At 65.7% G+C, this 16,372-nt stretch carries 15 protein-coding genes; 11 read left to right on the top strand and 4 right to left on the bottom strand.

Translation table 11 applies throughout. The annotated features are described in order from the left end of the window. Nucleotide 1 precedes the first annotated feature (1 nt). The 3 genes from ACSQ3M_RS04715 (at nucleotide 2) to ACSQ3M_RS04705 (ending at nucleotide 1,487) form a co-directional block, all read left to right on the top strand. On the top strand, nucleotides 2–454 hold the full coding sequence (locus tag ACSQ3M_RS04715; RefSeq protein ID WP_436148901.1) for a DNA polymerase III subunit chi: 453 nt from the start codon (nucleotides 2–4) through the stop codon (nucleotides 452–454). Continuing rightward, nucleotides 451–861 (top strand): hypothetical protein, encoded by a 411-nt coding sequence (locus ACSQ3M_RS04710; protein ID WP_436148900.1) that lies wholly within the window; start codon nucleotides 451–453, stop codon nucleotides 859–861. Before ACSQ3M_RS04715 ends, ACSQ3M_RS04710 begins: the two co-directional genes overlap by 4 nt. A gap of 131 nt (nucleotides 862–992) precedes the next feature. After that, nucleotides 993–1,487, top strand: coding sequence for a YegJ family protein (locus ACSQ3M_RS04705; RefSeq protein ID WP_436148899.1), 495 nt, complete (start codon nucleotides 993–995; stop codon nucleotides 1,485–1,487). Between the two features lie 7 nt (nucleotides 1,488–1,494). On the opposite strand, the gene ACSQ3M_RS04700 is transcribed toward ACSQ3M_RS04705, so the two are convergent. Continuing rightward, on the bottom strand, nucleotides 1,495–3,360 hold the full coding sequence (locus tag ACSQ3M_RS04700) for an ABC-F family ATP-binding cassette domain-containing protein (RefSeq protein WP_436148898.1): 1,866 nt from the start codon (nucleotides 3,358–3,360) through the stop codon (nucleotides 1,495–1,497). Between the two features lie 191 nt (nucleotides 3,361–3,551). Here ACSQ3M_RS04700 and ACSQ3M_RS04695 point away from each other — a divergent pair, with 191 nt between their 5' ends. From ACSQ3M_RS04695 to ACSQ3M_RS04670, 6 genes are all read left to right on the top strand, one after another. Further along, nucleotides 3,552–3,683, top strand: a complete 132-nt coding sequence (locus ACSQ3M_RS04695) for a hypothetical protein (protein ID WP_257791806.1) — start codon at nucleotides 3,552–3,554, stop codon at nucleotides 3,681–3,683. A 92-nt stretch (nucleotides 3,684–3,775) separates the two neighbouring features. After that, complete coding sequence (locus ACSQ3M_RS04690) at nucleotides 3,776–5,920, top strand: methyl-accepting chemotaxis protein (protein WP_436148897.1); 2,145 nt, start codon at nucleotides 3,776–3,778, stop codon at nucleotides 5,918–5,920. A 40-nt stretch (nucleotides 5,921–5,960) separates the two neighbouring features. Then, nucleotides 5,961–6,461, top strand: coding sequence for a pantetheine-phosphate adenylyltransferase (gene coaD, locus ACSQ3M_RS04685; RefSeq protein WP_436148896.1), 501 nt, complete (start codon nucleotides 5,961–5,963; stop codon nucleotides 6,459–6,461). A gap of 143 nt (nucleotides 6,462–6,604) precedes the next feature. Then, nucleotides 6,605–7,948: a proline--tRNA ligase gene (gene proS / locus ACSQ3M_RS04680; RefSeq protein ID WP_436148895.1), complete on the top strand. Its 1,344-nt coding sequence runs from the start codon at nucleotides 6,605–6,607 to the stop codon at nucleotides 7,946–7,948. Between the two features lie 16 nt (nucleotides 7,949–7,964). Next, nucleotides 7,965–9,263, top strand: coding sequence for a lipoprotein-releasing ABC transporter permease subunit (locus ACSQ3M_RS04675; RefSeq protein WP_436148894.1), 1,299 nt, complete (start codon nucleotides 7,965–7,967; stop codon nucleotides 9,261–9,263). Between the two features lie 12 nt (nucleotides 9,264–9,275). After that, nucleotides 9,276–9,965 (top strand): ABC transporter ATP-binding protein, encoded by a 690-nt coding sequence (locus ACSQ3M_RS04670; protein ID WP_436148893.1) that lies wholly within the window; start codon nucleotides 9,276–9,278, stop codon nucleotides 9,963–9,965. Nucleotides 9,966–9,974: 9 nt separating this feature from the next. On the opposite strand, the gene tagH is transcribed toward ACSQ3M_RS04670, so the two are convergent. The 3 genes from tagH to ACSQ3M_RS04655 are packed head-to-tail and all read right to left on the bottom strand — an operon-like array spanning nucleotide 9,975 to nucleotide 13,839. Continuing rightward, on the bottom strand, nucleotides 9,975–11,351 hold the full coding sequence (tagH, locus tag ACSQ3M_RS04665; RefSeq protein WP_436148892.1) for a type VI secretion system-associated FHA domain protein TagH: 1,377 nt from the start codon (nucleotides 11,349–11,351) through the stop codon (nucleotides 9,975–9,977). A gap of 60 nt (nucleotides 11,352–11,411) precedes the next feature. Next, the gene (locus ACSQ3M_RS04660; protein ID WP_436148891.1) at nucleotides 11,412–11,969 is read right to left on the bottom strand and encodes a DUF6931 family protein; all 558 of its coding nucleotides are present in this window, start codon (nucleotides 11,967–11,969) and stop codon (nucleotides 11,412–11,414) included. Between the two features lie 7 nt (nucleotides 11,970–11,976). Then, on the bottom strand, nucleotides 11,977–13,839 hold the full coding sequence (locus ACSQ3M_RS04655) for a type VI secretion system Vgr family protein (RefSeq protein ID WP_436148890.1): 1,863 nt from the start codon (nucleotides 13,837–13,839) through the stop codon (nucleotides 11,977–11,979). A 116-nt stretch (nucleotides 13,840–13,955) separates the two neighbouring features. Between ACSQ3M_RS04655 and ACSQ3M_RS04650 the strand changes: the two genes are divergently transcribed. Further along, nucleotides 13,956–14,501: an OmpA family protein gene (locus ACSQ3M_RS04650; protein WP_436148889.1), complete on the top strand. Its 546-nt coding sequence runs from the start codon at nucleotides 13,956–13,958 to the stop codon at nucleotides 14,499–14,501. A gap of 312 nt (nucleotides 14,502–14,813) precedes the next feature. Continuing rightward, nucleotides 14,814–16,319, top strand: coding sequence for an ImpA family type VI secretion system protein (locus ACSQ3M_RS04645; RefSeq protein WP_436148888.1), 1,506 nt, complete (start codon nucleotides 14,814–14,816; stop codon nucleotides 16,317–16,319). The last annotated feature ends 53 nt before the right edge of the window (nucleotides 16,320–16,372 follow it).

Genomic DNA, 16,372 nt, shown 5'->3' with positions numbered 1-16,372 from the left:
AATGGCCGAAGTCCTGTTCTATCATCTGCAGGGACGTCCGCTCGAGCAGGTCCTTCCGACCCTGCTTGAGCGCTCGCTCGCCCGTGGCTGGAAGGCCGTGGTTGAGTTGTCGAGCCGCGAGCGCCTTGCCGCGCTCGACGACAAGCTCTGGACCTATGCGGACGAATCCTTCCTGCCGCATGCGGCAGCATCCGAACCGGACGCCGCCGGCAATCCGATCGTTCTCACCACGGCCAATGACAACCCGAATGGCGCGCAAGTTCGCTTCTGTGTCGACGGCGTTCGCATTCCGGACGCATTGGACGCTTACGAGCGCGTCATCCTGATGTTCGATGGCGACGATCCCGATGCGCTCGCCTCGGCACGCGAAGACTGGAAAAAGCTGCGGACGCTCGGCGTTGCTGCCACTTATTGGCAGCAGGACGAGACTGGCCGCTGGGAGAAGAAAGCGTGAAAATTCCTGTTGCCTTGGCCTTGGCGGCTGCGCTCGCCGGCTGTTCCGTCGACATGGGCGGATTCTCTTTTGTATCCAATGAGCGCGGCACCCGAACCAGCAGCGCCACGGCGCGCGTCTCGACGCAGGAGGCGATGCTGACGCCGGAGGGCGAATGCAGCGCCGATGTCTCGCTCGACCCGGCAACCCGGCCACTGCCGAAGGAGATTGCTGTCGGCATCACAGAATGCGAGCTCGTCAGGCTCAAGGCCAAGCGGCCGACCGATGTGCTGATCGGCGACAATGGCAAGGGCCAGCGCGAGGTGCAGGTGCTCTATTCCGAGCCGGCCAATCGCGAGATCTACATGTTCACCGACAACCGCCTGAGCCGGATCGTGAAACCGGGGCAGCCTGAGCAGCAGGGCTGACGCCGAGCCGATTGGCTTGAGCCGACCTGGCCGCTGAATCCGTCTCTGACTCGCACATGGGACCGTTCGATCGATTGGCTTGCGCAGCAAGCCGATCGGAACGGACTCCGATGTCGAGGCGAAGTATCGAGATGAAAGTTCAGAAACGAGGACGGGTGCTGGTCGCCGGCATCATGCTTCTCGGCGCGTCGCTGGCGGCTGCGTCAGGGCCTGCGGTGGCGCAGGTGGTCGACTTCCGCTCATCCGATCGCGAGATGAACCGCGCGATCGCCCAGGCGCGGAAGACGCTGCCGGACTTCGTCGTGCTCTTTCGCACCGGGACGGGCGAGCGCCATGCCGTCAAGGTCGCAATTCCCTATGATGACGGCAACGCACGCGAGCATATCTGGATGGACCTGACGGCCGTCGAGGGCGATGTCTTCGTCGGCCGGATCGCGAACGATCCAGTCTATATCGACGGCTTGAGCAATGGCGACGCTTATCGCGCCCCGAGCGCCATGGTCAGCGACTGGAACTATAGGTCGGGTGGCCTGATGCATGGCAGCTACACCACCCGCATCGCGATGAAGAAGCTTTCGCCCGATCAGCTCAGGCGCCTCGACTTCAAGCTCGCGCCACTGCCCTGAAGCAGGCTCAGGCGCTCTCCAGCTCCTCGCTCAGCATCAGCCATTCCTCCTCGGCGGCGACCAGAGCCTCCGTCAGCTCGCCGCGCTGGCGTGAGAGCAGCAGCGCCTTGTCCGGCTCGCGCGAGAACGCGCCATTGGCGAGCGCGCCGTCGACCTTCTCGATCAGTCCGGTCAGCTTGGCGATACGGGCCTCCGCCAGGTTGAGCTTCTGCCGGAGTGGTCCGAGCGCTTGGCGCTTCGCCGCCGCGCCCTTGCGCTCCTCGGCCTTGCCCGCAGCTTCAGCCTCGGGCTTGCCGCGCTGCACCGGCTTCCCGCGGCCGAGCACGAAGTCGCGATAGTCGTCCATGTCGCCATCGAAGTTCGTCACCGTGCCGTCCCCGACCAGCCAGAGCCGGTCGGCGCAGGCCTCGATCAGGAAGCGGTCGTGGCTGACCAGGATGACCGCGCCGGGATAGTCGTTGATCGCCTTGACCAAAGCGGTGCGGCTGTCGATGTCGAGGTGGTTGGTCGGCTCGTCGAGGATGAGCAGATGCGGGCCGCCAAAGGTGGCGATCCCGAGCATCAGGCGCGCCTTCTCGCCGCCGGAGAGGTTCTTGACCGGGGTGTCGGCCTTGTTGGCGGGAAAACCGGTCTGAGCGGTGCGGGCCCGCACCCTGGCCTCGGGAGCGTCCGGCATCAGCTCGCGGATATGGCCGACGGGCGTGTCCTCCATGCGCAGCTCATCGAGCTGGTGCTGGGCGAAATAGGCCGTCTGCAGCTTCGACGAGCGCCGCATCTCACCCGAGAGCGGCGCAAGGCGCCCGCCGATCAGCTTGCAGAAGGTCGATTTGCCGTTGCCGTTGGACCCGAGCAACGCGATCCGGTCGTCCGGCGCCAGCGTCAGGTTGAGCCGCGACAGCACCTTGCGTTCGCCATAGCCGGCGCTGGCGCCCTCCAGCACGACCATCGGGGGCGACAGCGGCCGCTCGGGGGCGGGGAAGTTGAAGGGCTGGACATCGCGGTCCTGGACGACCGCGATCTCCTGCATCTTCTCCAGCCGCTTGACGCGCGACTGGGCCTGGCTGGCCTTCGAGGCCTTGGCCTTGAAGCGGTCGACGAAGGATTGCAGGTGCTTGCGCTCGGCGTCCTGCTTCTCGCGTGCCTTGGCGAGATGGGCCTGTTTCTCGGCCCTGAGCTTCTCGAAATCGCTGTAGCCGCCGCGATAGATCGTCAGCTTGCCCTGGTCGAGATGCAGGATGTGGTCGACGCAGGTGTCGAGCAGTTCGCGGTCATGGCTAACGACGAGGACAGTGTGCGGATAGCGCTCGAGATAGTCGTAGAGCCAGAGCGTGCCTTCGAGGTCGAGATAGTTGGTCGGCTCGTCGAGCAGCAGCAGGTCGGGCTCTGAGAACAGCACGGCGGCGAGCGCCACGCGCATGCGCCAACCGCCGGAGAAATCGGAGCAGGGCCGCTGCTGCGCCGCCTCGTCGAAGCCGAGCCCGTGCAGCACGGTCGCAGCACGCGCCGGTGCGGAATGGGCGCCGATATCGGCGAGCCGGGTCTCGATCTCGGCGATCCGCATCGGATCGGTCGCGGTCTGCGCCTCCTTCATCAGCGCGGCGCGCTCGATATCAGCGGCCAGCACGACCTCGATCAGGGTTTCAGGCCCGCCGGGAGCCTCCTGCGCCACGCCGCCGATGCGCATGCCCCTGGGCAGGGCGACATTGCCGCCCTCCGGGGAGAGGTCGCCGGTGACGATGCGGAACAGCGTCGTCTTGCCGGTGCCGTTGCGGCCGACGAGGCCGACGCGCGAGCCGGTGGGCAGGAAAGCACTGGCCTTGTCGAGCAGGAGGCGCTCGCCGAGGCGATAGGTGATGTCATTGAGGGTCAGCATGGCGAGCGGGGTTTAGCGCGCTTTCGATCCGTCTGGAAACGGCAGAAGGAGAGAAACTATCGGGATCGGTCCGCGGCGTTTTGGCTGCCTTTGGGGCGGGGCCACGATTTCTCCATGTTTCCGCCACGGCAGGGTCGGGCGCCCAGCGCAGGCATGGGTTGGGGTAACGCACTGATTCGCAAAGAGGATCCATGCAGTTCGGCTCTCTGGTCCGGCGCCCGCGCCGGGTATCGCTCGCAGCCGTCGTCGTCGCGCTGCTCACTCTGGTCCTCGGCAGCGCCGCGGCGCTCGCCGCTCTGGCGCCGCTGCCCGGCGCCTTGTGAGGCAATTTCGGCGCGGCGCGGGCTTCAAGCAACGTTAACCGCGCTCGTGTTGGCTCTCCTGGCGCAGTCGGCGTCGGGCGGAGACCTGATTCGTGTTCAGCCTCAGAATCAGGCTTCCTATCGCGATGCTGGCGCTGGCTATCCTTGCGGCGCTGGCGGTCGGAAGTTCGGCCTATCTCGCCGTGTCGAGTTGGGCGCAGGCTTCGGTACGGGAGCGTATGCATTCGCTGGCCGAGAGCGATGTTCGCGCCATCGAGCGCCGCTGGTCGCAGCTTCGCGCTGAGCTCGCCGTTCAGGCGCGCAGTGCTTTCACGGTCTCGGCACTTGACGAGATCGGCAAGTGGATGGAGCTCGGCCCGCACGACTACAAGAGCATCCTCGGCTACTATCAGGGGGATGGCTCGCTGCCCATGGCCGAACGCATGGCCCGCACCGGCCGAGAGCACCAGCACGGCTATTCCTGGCGACACGTGCCGATCCACGAGACCTATGCAGCGGCGCTGAAGCAGTTCAACTATGCCGACATCTACCTCGTCTCGCGCAAGGGGCGGGTGGTCTACAGCGTCACCAAAGGCCCCGAATTCGGCCGCCTTCTGAGCGAGGACGACCTTGTCGGCACCGGCCTGGCAAAGTCCGTGGCGATGGCGCAGGGCAAGGTTGCCGGCGAGCAGGTGGTGCTCGACTTTGCCCCTTATGATCCGGTCGGCGGTGATCCGCGCGCCTTCCTGGCGGCCCCTTTCTACGACATCGAATCAGGCTCGGGTGTGCGTGAGCAGGCCGGCACGATCGTCATCGCCGTCGACACGCGGCTGATCGACGACGTGCTCGCCTTCAATCCGGCCGGTTCCAGCGCGGAACGGGTTTTCGTCGTTGGCTCCGACGGCTTCATGCGCTCCAATCCGGCGCTGCGGCGCGACGGCGCTTCGCCACGCGAGACACTCGACCGAAACCGGCTGACCGGCCAGCCGAAGAACGCGCTCATCACCATGGTCAGCCATGACGGTCGGCCGCTGGTGGCGAGCGGGGAAGAGGTCGCGATCGGTGATTGGCGCTGGCTGCTCTGGCTGACCGCCCCGCAGGAGAGTGCCTTCGCTGTCGTCGGCAAGATCCGCAGCGCGGTGGTCTCCGCCGGATTGCTGGTTCTGCTGCCGCTGTTCGGTATTGCGATCCTGCTCGGCTGGTCGGTGGCGCGCCCGATCGCGCGACTTTCAGACCGGCTCGCCGGCGTCGCTGCGGGTCGGACGGAGGAGGAGATTCCCGGGGCCCGGCGTCGCGACGAGATTGGCGGCATCGCCAAGTCGATCGAGCTGATCCGCGAAACGCTGCGCGGCGAGGCGCAACGCCGCGAGGCCGAGCAGGAGACGCGCCAGGCCGAGGCCGAGCAGCATCGCCGCGCTCTGCTGGGCGAACTGGCGAGCGAGCTCGAGGATTCGGTGCGGACCGTCTCGGCCTCGGTCTCGGTTTCCGCGGAAACCCTGGGCACGACCGCGCACCAGCTTGCCGAGGGCGCGCGCGAGGCCCAGGCCGGCGCCGCCGACACCGATAGTTCGACCGGAAATGCGATTCGCAGCGTCCAGTCGATCGAGCGCGCGGCGCAGGATTTGCTCGGGGCAGTCGATGCCCTGGCCGCCGAGGTGCGTTCCTCGGATGCAACCGCAGGCCAGGCGCGCGCGCATGCGGATTCGGTAAGCCGAATCGTCGACGGCCTGTCCAATGGCGCGTCGCGCGTGTCAGAAGTTGTCGGGCTGATCTCGGCGATCGCCGGTCAGACCAATCTGCTTGCGCTCAACGCCACCATCGAAGCGGCCCGCGCCGGCGAAGCGGGCAAGGGCTTTGCGGTCGTCGCCAACGAGGTGAAATCACTTGCGACCCAGACCGCCAATGCAACGCAGGACATTGCGCGCCAGATCGAGGCGATGAACCAGGCGACCGCCGCGACGGTCGAGGGCATCGCCGGCATCCGGGCCCTTGTGCAGGATTTGAACGAAGCGACGCGGCGGACCAGCCAGACCATGCAGCGCCAGCATGCGGCGACCCATGCCATCGCCGCAGAGGTCCTCGCCGCGACGCAGGAGATCGTCCAGATCGGTCAGGCGACCGGCCAGGTCGCGCTCGCCTCGCGCAACACCGCTGGCGCCTCCGATGCGGTCCTGAAGGCGGCAAGCGAACTGACCGCGCTGACCCAGGCGCTGACCGCGCGGGTCGATCATGTCATCGACGAGCTCCGTGTTGCGTGAGCGCCTTGTCGAGAGAGCCTGCGTTGGCTAACGCTCAGGCATGAGCCACACAGCTTTCTATGCCGGGTCGTTCGACCCCGTCACCAATGGCCATGTCGACATGATCGAGGCCGCTTGCCGGCTGTGCGACAGGTTGATCCTCGCCATCGGCGTTCATCCGGGGAAAACCCCGACCTTTTCCGCCGATGAGCGCGCCGAACTGCTGCGGGAGATCTGCGAGCCGGTCGCAACCAGGCTCGGGACGAAGCTCGAGGTTGTCACCTTCGACGATCTGACCATCGACGCGGCACGCCGTGTCGGCGCCACGATCCTGGTACGCGGCCTGCGCGATGGCACCGACCTCGACTATGAGATGCAGCTTGCAGGCATGAACCATACGATGGTTCCCGAGCTGCAGACGGTGTTCCTGCCCGCGACGCCGCTGGCACGTCACATCACCGCGACGCTGGTGCGCCAGGTCGCGGCCATGGGTGGCGATGTCTCCGCCTTCGTTCCGCCCATTGTCAGCGACAGGTTGAAGGCGAAGTTCGCCAAGCGCTGACATTTTCGCCAACGCCATCCGATGTGCATTTGCCTGACGGCGATATGCATTAGCGTTTGCAATTTGCAAACGTCGATGGTGTCTCTGGACTGACCTGACTCGGTGCGCTCGTCCTGGCGCATCGCCCCTCGACGAGTGTTCCGATGCGCCTGTCCCGCTATTTCATGCCGATCCTGCGCGATACGCCCAAGGAAGCGGAGATCGTCTCGCATCGGCTGATGCTGCGCGCCGGCATGGTCCGCCAGCAGTCCGCTGGTATCTACTCCTGGTTGCCGCTGGGCCTGCGCGTCCTCAACAAGATCAGCGCGGTGGTCCGCGAGGAGCAGAACCGCGCCGGCGCCATCGAGATCCTGATGCCGACCATCCAGTCGGCCGATCTCTGGCGCGAGAGCGGGCGCTACGACGCCTATGGCAAGGAGATGCTGCGCATCAAGGACCGGCACGACCGCGACATGCTCTACGGCCCGACCAACGAGGAGATGGTCACCGAGATCGTCCGCTCCTACGTCAAGTCCTACAAGGACCTGCCGCTCAATCTGTATCACATCCAGTGGAAGTTCCGGGACGAGGTCCGCCCCCGCTTCGGTGTGATGCGCGGCCGCGAGTTCCTGATGAAGGACGCCTATTCCTTCGATCTCGACAAGGAATCGGCGCGCCACGCCTATAATCGCATGTTCACCGCCTATTTGCGCACCTTCGCCCGGCTCGGCCTGAAGGCGATCCCGATGCGGGCCGACACCGGGCCGATCGGCGGCGATCTTTCGCATGAGTTCATCGTGCTCGCCTCGACCGGCGAGAGCGAGGTCTTCTGCCACAAGGACTATCTCGACTTCGCCACGCCGGCCGCTGACACCGATTTCGACAGCGTCCAAGGCCTCCAGGGCATCGTCGACAAGTGGACGAGCCTCTATGCCGCGACCGAGGAGATGCACGAGAAGGCGGCCTTCGACGCCATTCCCGCCGACAAGCAGGTTTCGGCGCGCGGCATCGAGGTTGGCCACATCTTCTATTTTGGTACCAAGTACTCCGAGCCGATGGGCGCGACCGTCGCCGGCCCTGACGGGCAGCTGGTGCCGCTGCATGGCGGCTCCTACGGCATCGGCCCGAGCCGTCTCGTCGCTGCGCTGATCGAGGCCGGTCATGACGAGGGCGGCATCGTCTGGCCCGACGAGATCGCGCCCTTCGATATCGCGGTGCTCAACCTCAAGACCGGCGATGCCGCGACCGACGGCGCCTGCGAGCAGCTCTACAATGGCCTCGCTGCCAAGGGTTACGACATGGTCTATGACGACCGCGACGAGCGCCCGGGCGGCAAGTTCGCCACTGCCGACCTGATCGGCATCCCCTGGCAGATCATCGTCGGCCCGAAGGGGCTGGCCGAAGGCAAGGTCGAGCTCAAGCGCCGCGCCGGCGGCGAGCGCGAACTCGTCTCGCTGGAGGCAGCGCTGGCGCGCTTCCCGGGCAAGGGCGCGGAGACCAACGCGTGAGCGGAAGAGGGCGGTCATGAGCGCCGTCGCCGACACCGGGCGCGCGAAGAGCGTGCCGACCGGCACGAAGCCTTTCGCAGGCTTCGAATGGCTGCTCGCCGGCCGCTATTTGCGCACGCGCCGGCGCGAGGGCTTCGTCTCGGTCATCGCCGGCTTCTCCTTCCTCGGCATCCTGCTCGGCGTCGCGACGCTGATCATCGTGATGTCGGTGATGAACGGCTTCCGCAAGGAGCTGCTGGAGAAGATCGTCGGCGTCAACGGCCACATCTTCGCGACGCCGATCGACCGGCCGCTCGACGATTACGAGCAGGTCGCGGCCAAGCTGCGCCAGGTCCAGGGCATCAAGCTGGCGATCCCGCTGGTCGAGGGGCAGGCGCTCGCTTCGTCGCAGGTCGGCAATGGCGGCGTCCTGGTGCGCGGCATCTCGGAAGACGACATCAAGTCGATCCCGTTCATCGCCAACAATGTCCGGCAGGGCACGCTCGACGGCTTCGCCTCCGCGGGCGGCGTCGCCATCGGGCGGCGGCTGGCGGGTTCGCTCGGCCTGCAAGCCGGCGACACCATCACCATCGTCACGCCGCGCGGCGCCTCGACGCCGTTCGGTACGGCGCCGCGGATCAAGACCTATCCGGTCACGGCGGTGTTCGAGATCGGCATGTCGGAGTTCGACGCCTCCTTCGTCTTCATGCCGCTTGCCGAGAGCCAAGCCTATTTCAACCGCGATGGCGACGTGAACGTCATCGAGATCTTCATCGACGACCCCGACCAGACGCAGGCGGTGCGTGACCGGATCGAGGCCGATCCGCCGAGGCCGTTGGTGTTGTCCGACTGGCGCCAGCGCAACCGCACCTTCTTCAATGCGCTCGAGGTCGAGCGCAATGTGATGTTCATCATCCTGACCCTGATCGTGCTGGTCGCGACGCTGAACATCGTCTCCGGCCTGATCATGCTGGTGAAGGACAAGACCGAAGACATCGCGATCATGCGCACCATGGGCGCCTCGCGCGGCACGGTGCTGCGGGTCTTCCTGATCACGGGCGCGACGATCGGCGTCGTCGGTACCTTCGCCGGTTTCGTCATCGGCATCGCCTTCGCCAAGAACATCCAGACCATCAACAAGGGTCTGAGCAAGCTGCTCGGGATCAACCCCTGGGATCCGACCGTGCGCTTCCTCAGCGATATCCCGTCGGTGATCGACTGGCGCGAGGTTACGAGCGTCGTCGTCATGACGCTCATCCTGTCGCTGCTGGCCACGCTCTACCCGGCCTGGAAGGCGGCGCGTCTCGACCCCGTCAAAGCCCTGCGGATGGGTTGAGGATCTCGATCGATGGCAACCGAGACGCCGGCGCTCTTCCTCTCCCAGATCGAGCGCTATTACCCCCAATCTGACAAGCCGCTCGAGGTGCTGCGCAAGGCCGATTTCGCGATCTGGCCGGGCGAGCTCGTGGCGCTGGTCGCGCCGAGCGGCACCGGCAAGTCGACCCTGCTGCACGTCGCCGGCCTGCTCGAGAGCCCGGACAGCGGCGAGGTCTTCATCGGCGGCGTGCCGACCTCGCAGCTCGACGACAAGGGCCTGACCCGGCTGCGACGAACCGAGATCGGCTTCGTCTACCAGTTCCACCATCTCCTGCCGGAGTTCACGGCGCTGGAGAACGTCATCCTGCCGCAGCGCATCCGCGGGCTCGGCAAGGCCGAGGCGAAGTCGCGTGCGACCGAGCTCCTGAGCTTCCTCGGCCTCGGCGAGCGGCTCGACCATCTGCCGGGCGAATTATCGGGCGGCGAGCAGCAGCGCGTCGCCATCGGGCGCGCCGTCGCCAACGCCCCTCGTGTCCTGCTGGCCGACGAGCCGACCGGCAATCTCGACCCGCACACCGCGCTGCACGTCTTCAATACGCTGGTGGCGCTGGCGCGTGCCTCGGGCCTGGCGGCGCTGATCGCGACGCACAACCTCGACCTTGCCCGGCGCATGGACCGCCAGGTCACGATCCGCGACGGGTTGGTGGTGCCGCTGACCTGAGCGTTGGGTTCAACGCCCGCCGCGGTCGTAGCACTCGGCGAAATAGAGCATGAAAGCGTCAACCAGCCCGTCCTCGTAAGGCGCGGTCTTCGCCTCCCAACGGGCGACATAAGCGTCCCAGAGCTTGCCTTTGCGCGAGGACAGCAGGCCTTCGATCCCTCGTCCGGCGTCGAGACTTTCGGCGACGGCCTGCGGATCGAGATCCTCGACCAGCATGCGCAGCGCGTGCTGCATGGCCGAATAGGTCTTGATCTGGTGGATCTTAAGGTCCTTGAAGCTCTCCTCGAACGCCTTCTGGGCGCTGAGATAGCCGCTGGTCTGCCGTCCGAAGATCAGCTTCAGCGCGTCCTCGATCGTCGGCGAGAATTTGAGCGGGTTGTTGTCCTGCGCCTGGATCATCGTCTGGTTGGAGCTGCGGGCGATGCGCTTGCTCTCGGCGCGAGCCGCCAGCAGCGCCTTCAACTCGATGGCGATCAGGCGCATCAGCGCGCCGGTCTGCTCGGCGAAGGCGCCGGGGTCCTGCCATGACAGTTCTTCGACCGGCAGGCCGGCGCCACGGGCGAAACGGGCGATGAACTCGGCTGGCGAGATTCCCGGGCCGCCCATCGGAGCGCCCATCGGCGAAGGAGGCGGAGCGGCGGGGCGCGATGGTGCCGGCTCATGCGGCGCATCGAAGCTCGGGCGCCCTTGCTGCGCGGCTTGAGCCTCGTTCCAGGGATCGCCATTGCCGCCTTGCGAGGGTGGTCGGCGCGGCTTCGGGATCGGCGCGATCGGCTCGGGCTCGGGAGCCGGAGGAGCCTGGTAGGGCGCCCAGGCGAGCTCGTCGGGCCGCGACGAGGGCGGCGCTGCGCCAGGTTGCGGCGCGAAGGCCTGTGCGGGGTCTGCGGGTGTCGGGATATCGGCGGCCCAGTCGATGAAAGGCGCGTGCACCGGCTGGTATTTCTGGGGCGGGATCAGATCGCGCCGGGCCATCGGCGGCGCCTCGTCGCCATTCGATTCCCACAGCGAATCGCCCGGTGGCGGCGGCGCGGCCGACCGCTCGACCGGGCCGGTCGACCCGCGCTCCGCTTCATCGATCGCCACCGCGATGATGTAATGGCCGATCTCGAGGCGGTCGCCATGCTGCAGTCGGTAGGGCGACTGCACGCGATAAGCTCCGCCATTGACGAAGGTGCCGTTGGTCGAGATATCGCGCAGCCAATAGGCGTTGTCGTTGAAGCGGACCTCGCAATGGCGGCCGGAGACGGCGCGGCTCGGGTCGGGCAGGCACCAGTCGAGATGCTGGTCACGGCCGATGTCGAGTCCGCGCCCGCCGCTTAAAGTCACGCTCAGCGGGCCGCCATCGGGCAGCGAGACCTGGTTCTCGATCGTCAGCGTCAGCGCCATGTCGGGCCGCCCGCCTTGCCGTCGCGGGACCCTGGCAGCCGTATTGGCGCCGGGGCCATATTATGGTCTGGTCCTGCCGCTTTCGTCATCGAGCAGACGAATGCACGCTTCGACGCAGTTTCGCAATGCGGCATCACGTTCGCGTTCGGGCACACGCCCGAGCGCGGTTAACACCGCGATGCGCGCGGTCTTGGCCGTCAGGTCCGGAGGGCAGGGGATGGCATGGGTCGCAACCATGCTCCCGCCGGAATAGCCGGCCGCGAGCGCAACCCAGGTGCCCAGGCTGGCATGATGACCGCTTTCGCCGAGGGCCAGAGCGGCCCGCCGGGTTTCGTCTGTCGGGTCGCGCACCCAGGCCTCGGCCGCTTTCAGGCCAGGGTCGGGCGGTGCTCCCGCCGGTTGCATGCGCTGGACGCTCTGCAGCGCCCACCAGACTGCCTCGCGGCGCGGCATCAGAAAAGCGCAGAAACCCATCGCGTCCTTGTGATTGCCGGCCTGGACGAGGCCACGCAGGAAAGTCAGCGGCGGCTCCGTGGTCGGCGCCGTGCTGATAACCTGGCGCGCAGCGGGAAATGTCTCGAAGACTTCCTGGGCCGTGCTGAAGCGGAGTTTCGACATCGCGGCCTCAGTTGATCTTGACGACGCCGCCGGTGATGATGGTCATACCGCCGCCGTTGATTTCAGTCTTGGCCGTGCTCTTTATCGTGATCATCGGCGAGGAGATGGTGATGTCGGTCGGGGTCATCGTGATCTCGCTTTCGCCGCAGACCAGCTTGATCTCCAGCGCAGCCTCGACATAACGCTTGCCCTGCTTGACGTGCAGCTTGTCGCTGCCACTCAGGATCTGCGTCGTGCGGGCAAAATCGGTCGGGCCGCCCTCGAAACTCTTGCCGACATCGCGGGTCTCAAGGTTGAAGACCTCGGTCTTGTGGTCGCGCTCGGCCTGCATGGAGAAAACCTCCTTGCCGGCGCGGTCCTCGAACTTGATCTCGTTGAATTTGCCCGACTTGCCGCCGCCATCGGTGGATTCCGATTTGAGCCCGGACTGGGTCTTGTTGGCGGGCAGGTCGTAGGGCGGCATGTGCTGGTCGTTGACCACCGCGCCTGTGATGATCGGCCGGTCCGGGTCGCCGCCGATATAGGAGACGACGACCTCCTGGCCGATACGCGGAATGACCTGGCCGCCCCAGTTCTTGCCCGACCAGGCCTGCGCGACGCGAACCCGGCAGGAAGTCGATTCCTTTTCGCGATCCCAATGGAAGCGCAGCCAGACGCAGCCATATTTGTCGACGTCGATGTCGCCTTCCTCGCCCTTGTTCTTCTCGCCCACCACCTTTGCCGTGTCGGGGCCGATCACGAGCGGCGAGGGGGTCACCAGGGGCGCGCGGAAGCGCTTCTCGGCCTTCTGCAATTCGTAGGAGCCGTGATAGATCGCCTCGTCGGAGCGCTTCGACGAGCGATAGCTCTGCACGCCATAGGCGTGCGTGGCGCGCACCACCAAATATTCCGCGTTCTCCCCCTCGACCGCGTGATCGGCCAGCGTCATCAGCGTACCGGGGTTGAGGCTCGGAGCATCGCCCATGGCGAGACGCCGCTCATCCTGCGCCTGCTCGGCCTGGGCCTGGATTCGGGCGAGCTTTTCGCCCTTGCCACGGTCCAGATAGGCGCCCGGATAGTCATAGGCTTCGTAGGACTTGGTTCGAGGAAAGCCTTCCTCTGCCCGAGCCGTCAGGTCGGAGGTCGATTTCTCGAAATCATAGTCCTTGAGCTCGACCTTGCCGGTGCGCAGCCGCCGTTGTGCCGACCATTGCGTCAGGTGCTCGATAGGGCGGCGCTGGCTCTTGTCCTTCGGCATGAACGGATAGGCGCTGCCGGCACCGGCGAAGGTCGGCTCCGCGGCTGCGGTGACCGTGTCATGTGAGCCGCGTGCATCCGAAAGGATGAGCTTGTGATCGCCTTCTGTGTGCTGGAAGTAGTAGTAGATGCCGTATTTCTCCATCAAACGCTGGACGAAGTCGAGATCGCTCTCGCGATACTGTACGCAGTAGTCGATCACCGGCGGCTTCTCGCTGACACGGTCGCCGAAGCTCGCCTTGTCTTCTTTCCCGAAGATCAGCTTGATGATGTCGATCGCGGTCTTGTTCTTGAAAATACGGCAATCCGAACGCTGCGATAGCAACCAGAGCCAAGGGCGTAGCACGAAGCGGTATTGATCGAGATCGTTCTCGCGGCCGAGCCATTGGGCCTCGACCAGCACTCCGTTGAAAATCCGTTCCTTTCCGTTCTTCAACGTCATCTTTACGGCGCATTTCTCGCCGATCAAGCTTTGCAGGTCGGCATTCGCAGTCGTGCACGTGGCTTCGACCTGATAGACGAATAATTCGCTGAGGGCTTCCCGCGCCTCAAACTTGAGAAGCGAAAAGACATCTTGTCCTGCCGGCGTCGTAAAGGAGGCAAGTCTTTTCGTTTGTCCAAGGGCGGCGGGCATCAACCAGACCTCGTGGTTTGCGACAAGAGACGACTATTGACGCAGCTCCCGCTGCGAGGCATAATTCGCGCCGTCAGTCTTCAACCGCCTTAGCGAACCTAAACAGGAGAAAGACCATGCGCAAGCATGCCCTTGTCATGGTTAGTGCCGCTCTTGCAGCGGGCTTCTCTGCCCTGTCGCCTCTTGTCGCGCAGGCGCAATCCTACAAGGCGAACGATATCGTCAAGCACTTCGGAGCCGCGACGCCCAATCTCGGGGTTTCGCGCGGCCTGTGCGTCGGTACCGAAGCCGAATGCAACAAGGCCGGCCATGTCGTGAAGCCAGCCAGCGCCTTCGATCTGGTCGTCAAGTTCAAGTACAATTCCGACATACTCGAGTCGGAGGCGAAGCTGAACCTCGACGAATTCGCCAAGGCTCTGAAGGACCCGCAGCTTGCCGCGAACAGCTTCCTGGTCGAGGGACACACCGACGCCAGCGGTACGGCCGACTACAATCTGAGTCTCTCGGAGCGCCGGGCCAAGGCGGTCGTGCGCTATCTGAGCGATCGCGGCGTCGATACCGCCAAGCTCGTCCCGCGTGGCCTGGGTCAGACCAAGCCCGTCGTCGCCGACAAGTTCTCGGCCGATAATCGCCGGGTCGAGACGCGGCTGCAGGTGGAATGACGGCTCGGCGGCCGGGTCCCGACTTAGAGCCTCTAACCAAACCTGAGCGGGTCTGGATGGGGTTTGGAGGAGCCGAATGCCAGGAGGAGTGCGCAGCCGATATCTTGGATATCGGCAAGTCGCTCCGACGCCGCAGGCGGCCCTCCAAGGCCCACCTTCGGCGCCGGGAATTCGCCCGCCCGCGGCGTCGCGCCACTTGCCGATACCAACGGTATCGGCTGCGTGCCGCTCCTAGCGGAGCAGACGAATTGCCGACGTCCAGACCCGCTCAGGTTTGGTTAGAGGCTCTTACTCGACCGACCGTGAGGGGGCATGGCTGCGCTCAATTTCGCTGATCTGGCGAAGCCGGCTTCGGCTGACGATCCTTGCGGGCCCGATCCGGACGCCGATCCGAATTTCATGAATGTGCTGGGGCGCCTGGAAGTGGCGCTGCCCACCTCCTATTTCCGTCGTGAGGACGATGGGCGGCAGGTTTCCTTCGACCGCAGCGCGATCGATTTTCCGGCAGCCTTCGGCGATCTCGGCAAGATCCTGAAACAGAGCCGCGATCTGCGCGGCTTCGTGCTTGCCGGCAAGCTCTGCCTGCTCAACCGCGACATACCCGGCTTCGCCGCCAGCCTCGGGCTGATCACGAGCTACCTCGGCGACTATTGGGAGGAGATCCATCCCAGAGCCGAGGATGGCGACTTCATCATGCGTGAAGTCGCCCTGCAGGGGCTCGATGAAAACGCGACCATCGCCCTGCCGTTGCAACACGCGCCGGTCTTCACGAGTAAACGGCTGGGGCCGGTGATGTTCCGTAGCCAGCTCATCGCCCTGGGCGAGCTGCGTCCTGGCGAGGACGAGCAGCATCCCGACGCCGGCGGCATCGCTGCCGCGCTGAAGGAGGCCGAGGTCTCCGACCTGACGGCGATGCTCGGGCATGTCACGGCTATCCGGGACGCGCTCTTGCGACTGCGGGCGATCTGGAGCGAGCGCCTCGGCGCTGACCAGGCCGTGACCTTCCCGCGCCTGGCGGGGTTGATCGGGCAGATCGTCACTTTCCTCGAGGCCGCAGTCGAGCGGCGCGCGCCGGCTCTGCAAGCTGCAGCCGCCGTCGAGACATCTGCCGGAGCCGGCGGCACGGTCATGGTCGCCGCAGCCGCCATCCCGGCCGGGGCTTGCGCCTCCGTTGCCGAGGCACAAGCTGCGCTCGCCGGCTGCCTCGCCTATTTCCGGCGGACCGAGCCGTCGAGCCCGTCAGTGCTCCTGATCGGACAGGCGCAACGCCTGGTCGGCAAGTCGCTCATCGAGGTCATTCAGATCATGTTCCCCGAGCACGTCGACAAGGCGATGCTCGAGATCGGCGACGAGACGAAATACCAGCTGCCGCTGGAGCGCCTCGGGGGCGATGGCTACGACAGCAGCAACAGCGACGATAGCAGCAGCTACGACGACAGTAGCGGCGATGACGATGACAGCAGCGACGACAGCTCCTCATCCGGTGAGGACGCTGACGCGGCAGACGAGCAGGCTGACGAGGCCGAGGCGGAGACGTCGGAAAGCTCGGACGACTGGGCCGAAGACTCGCAGCCGGAGGCCGCGCCCGAGCCAAAGAGGCCCGCAGCGGCTGCGGATGTGCCCGCGATTGCCGTCGCAAGCCGCGCCGAGGCGGTCGCCCGGATGAAGTCCGTGGCTGCCTTCTACCGCCATGCCGAGCCGTCCAATCCCGTCCCGTTGCTGATGGACAAGGCTTGTGCGCTCGCGCAGCAGGATTTTCTGTCGCTGCTGAGCGATATCCTCCCTGACGCCGGCATAAGGCAGAGCAGCGACGAATAGTGTCGCGCCGGTCCAATAATGGACTGTCGCGCCTCATTCGTTCGGTGGATGCG

The sequence above is a fragment of the Allobosea sp. LjRoot90 genome, assembly GCF_964254315.1.
Lineage (GTDB): Bacteria > Pseudomonadota > Alphaproteobacteria > Rhizobiales > Beijerinckiaceae > Allobosea.
The sequence above is the reverse complement of the archived record's forward strand: the minus strand, read 5'-3'. Positions and strand labels throughout refer to the sequence as shown.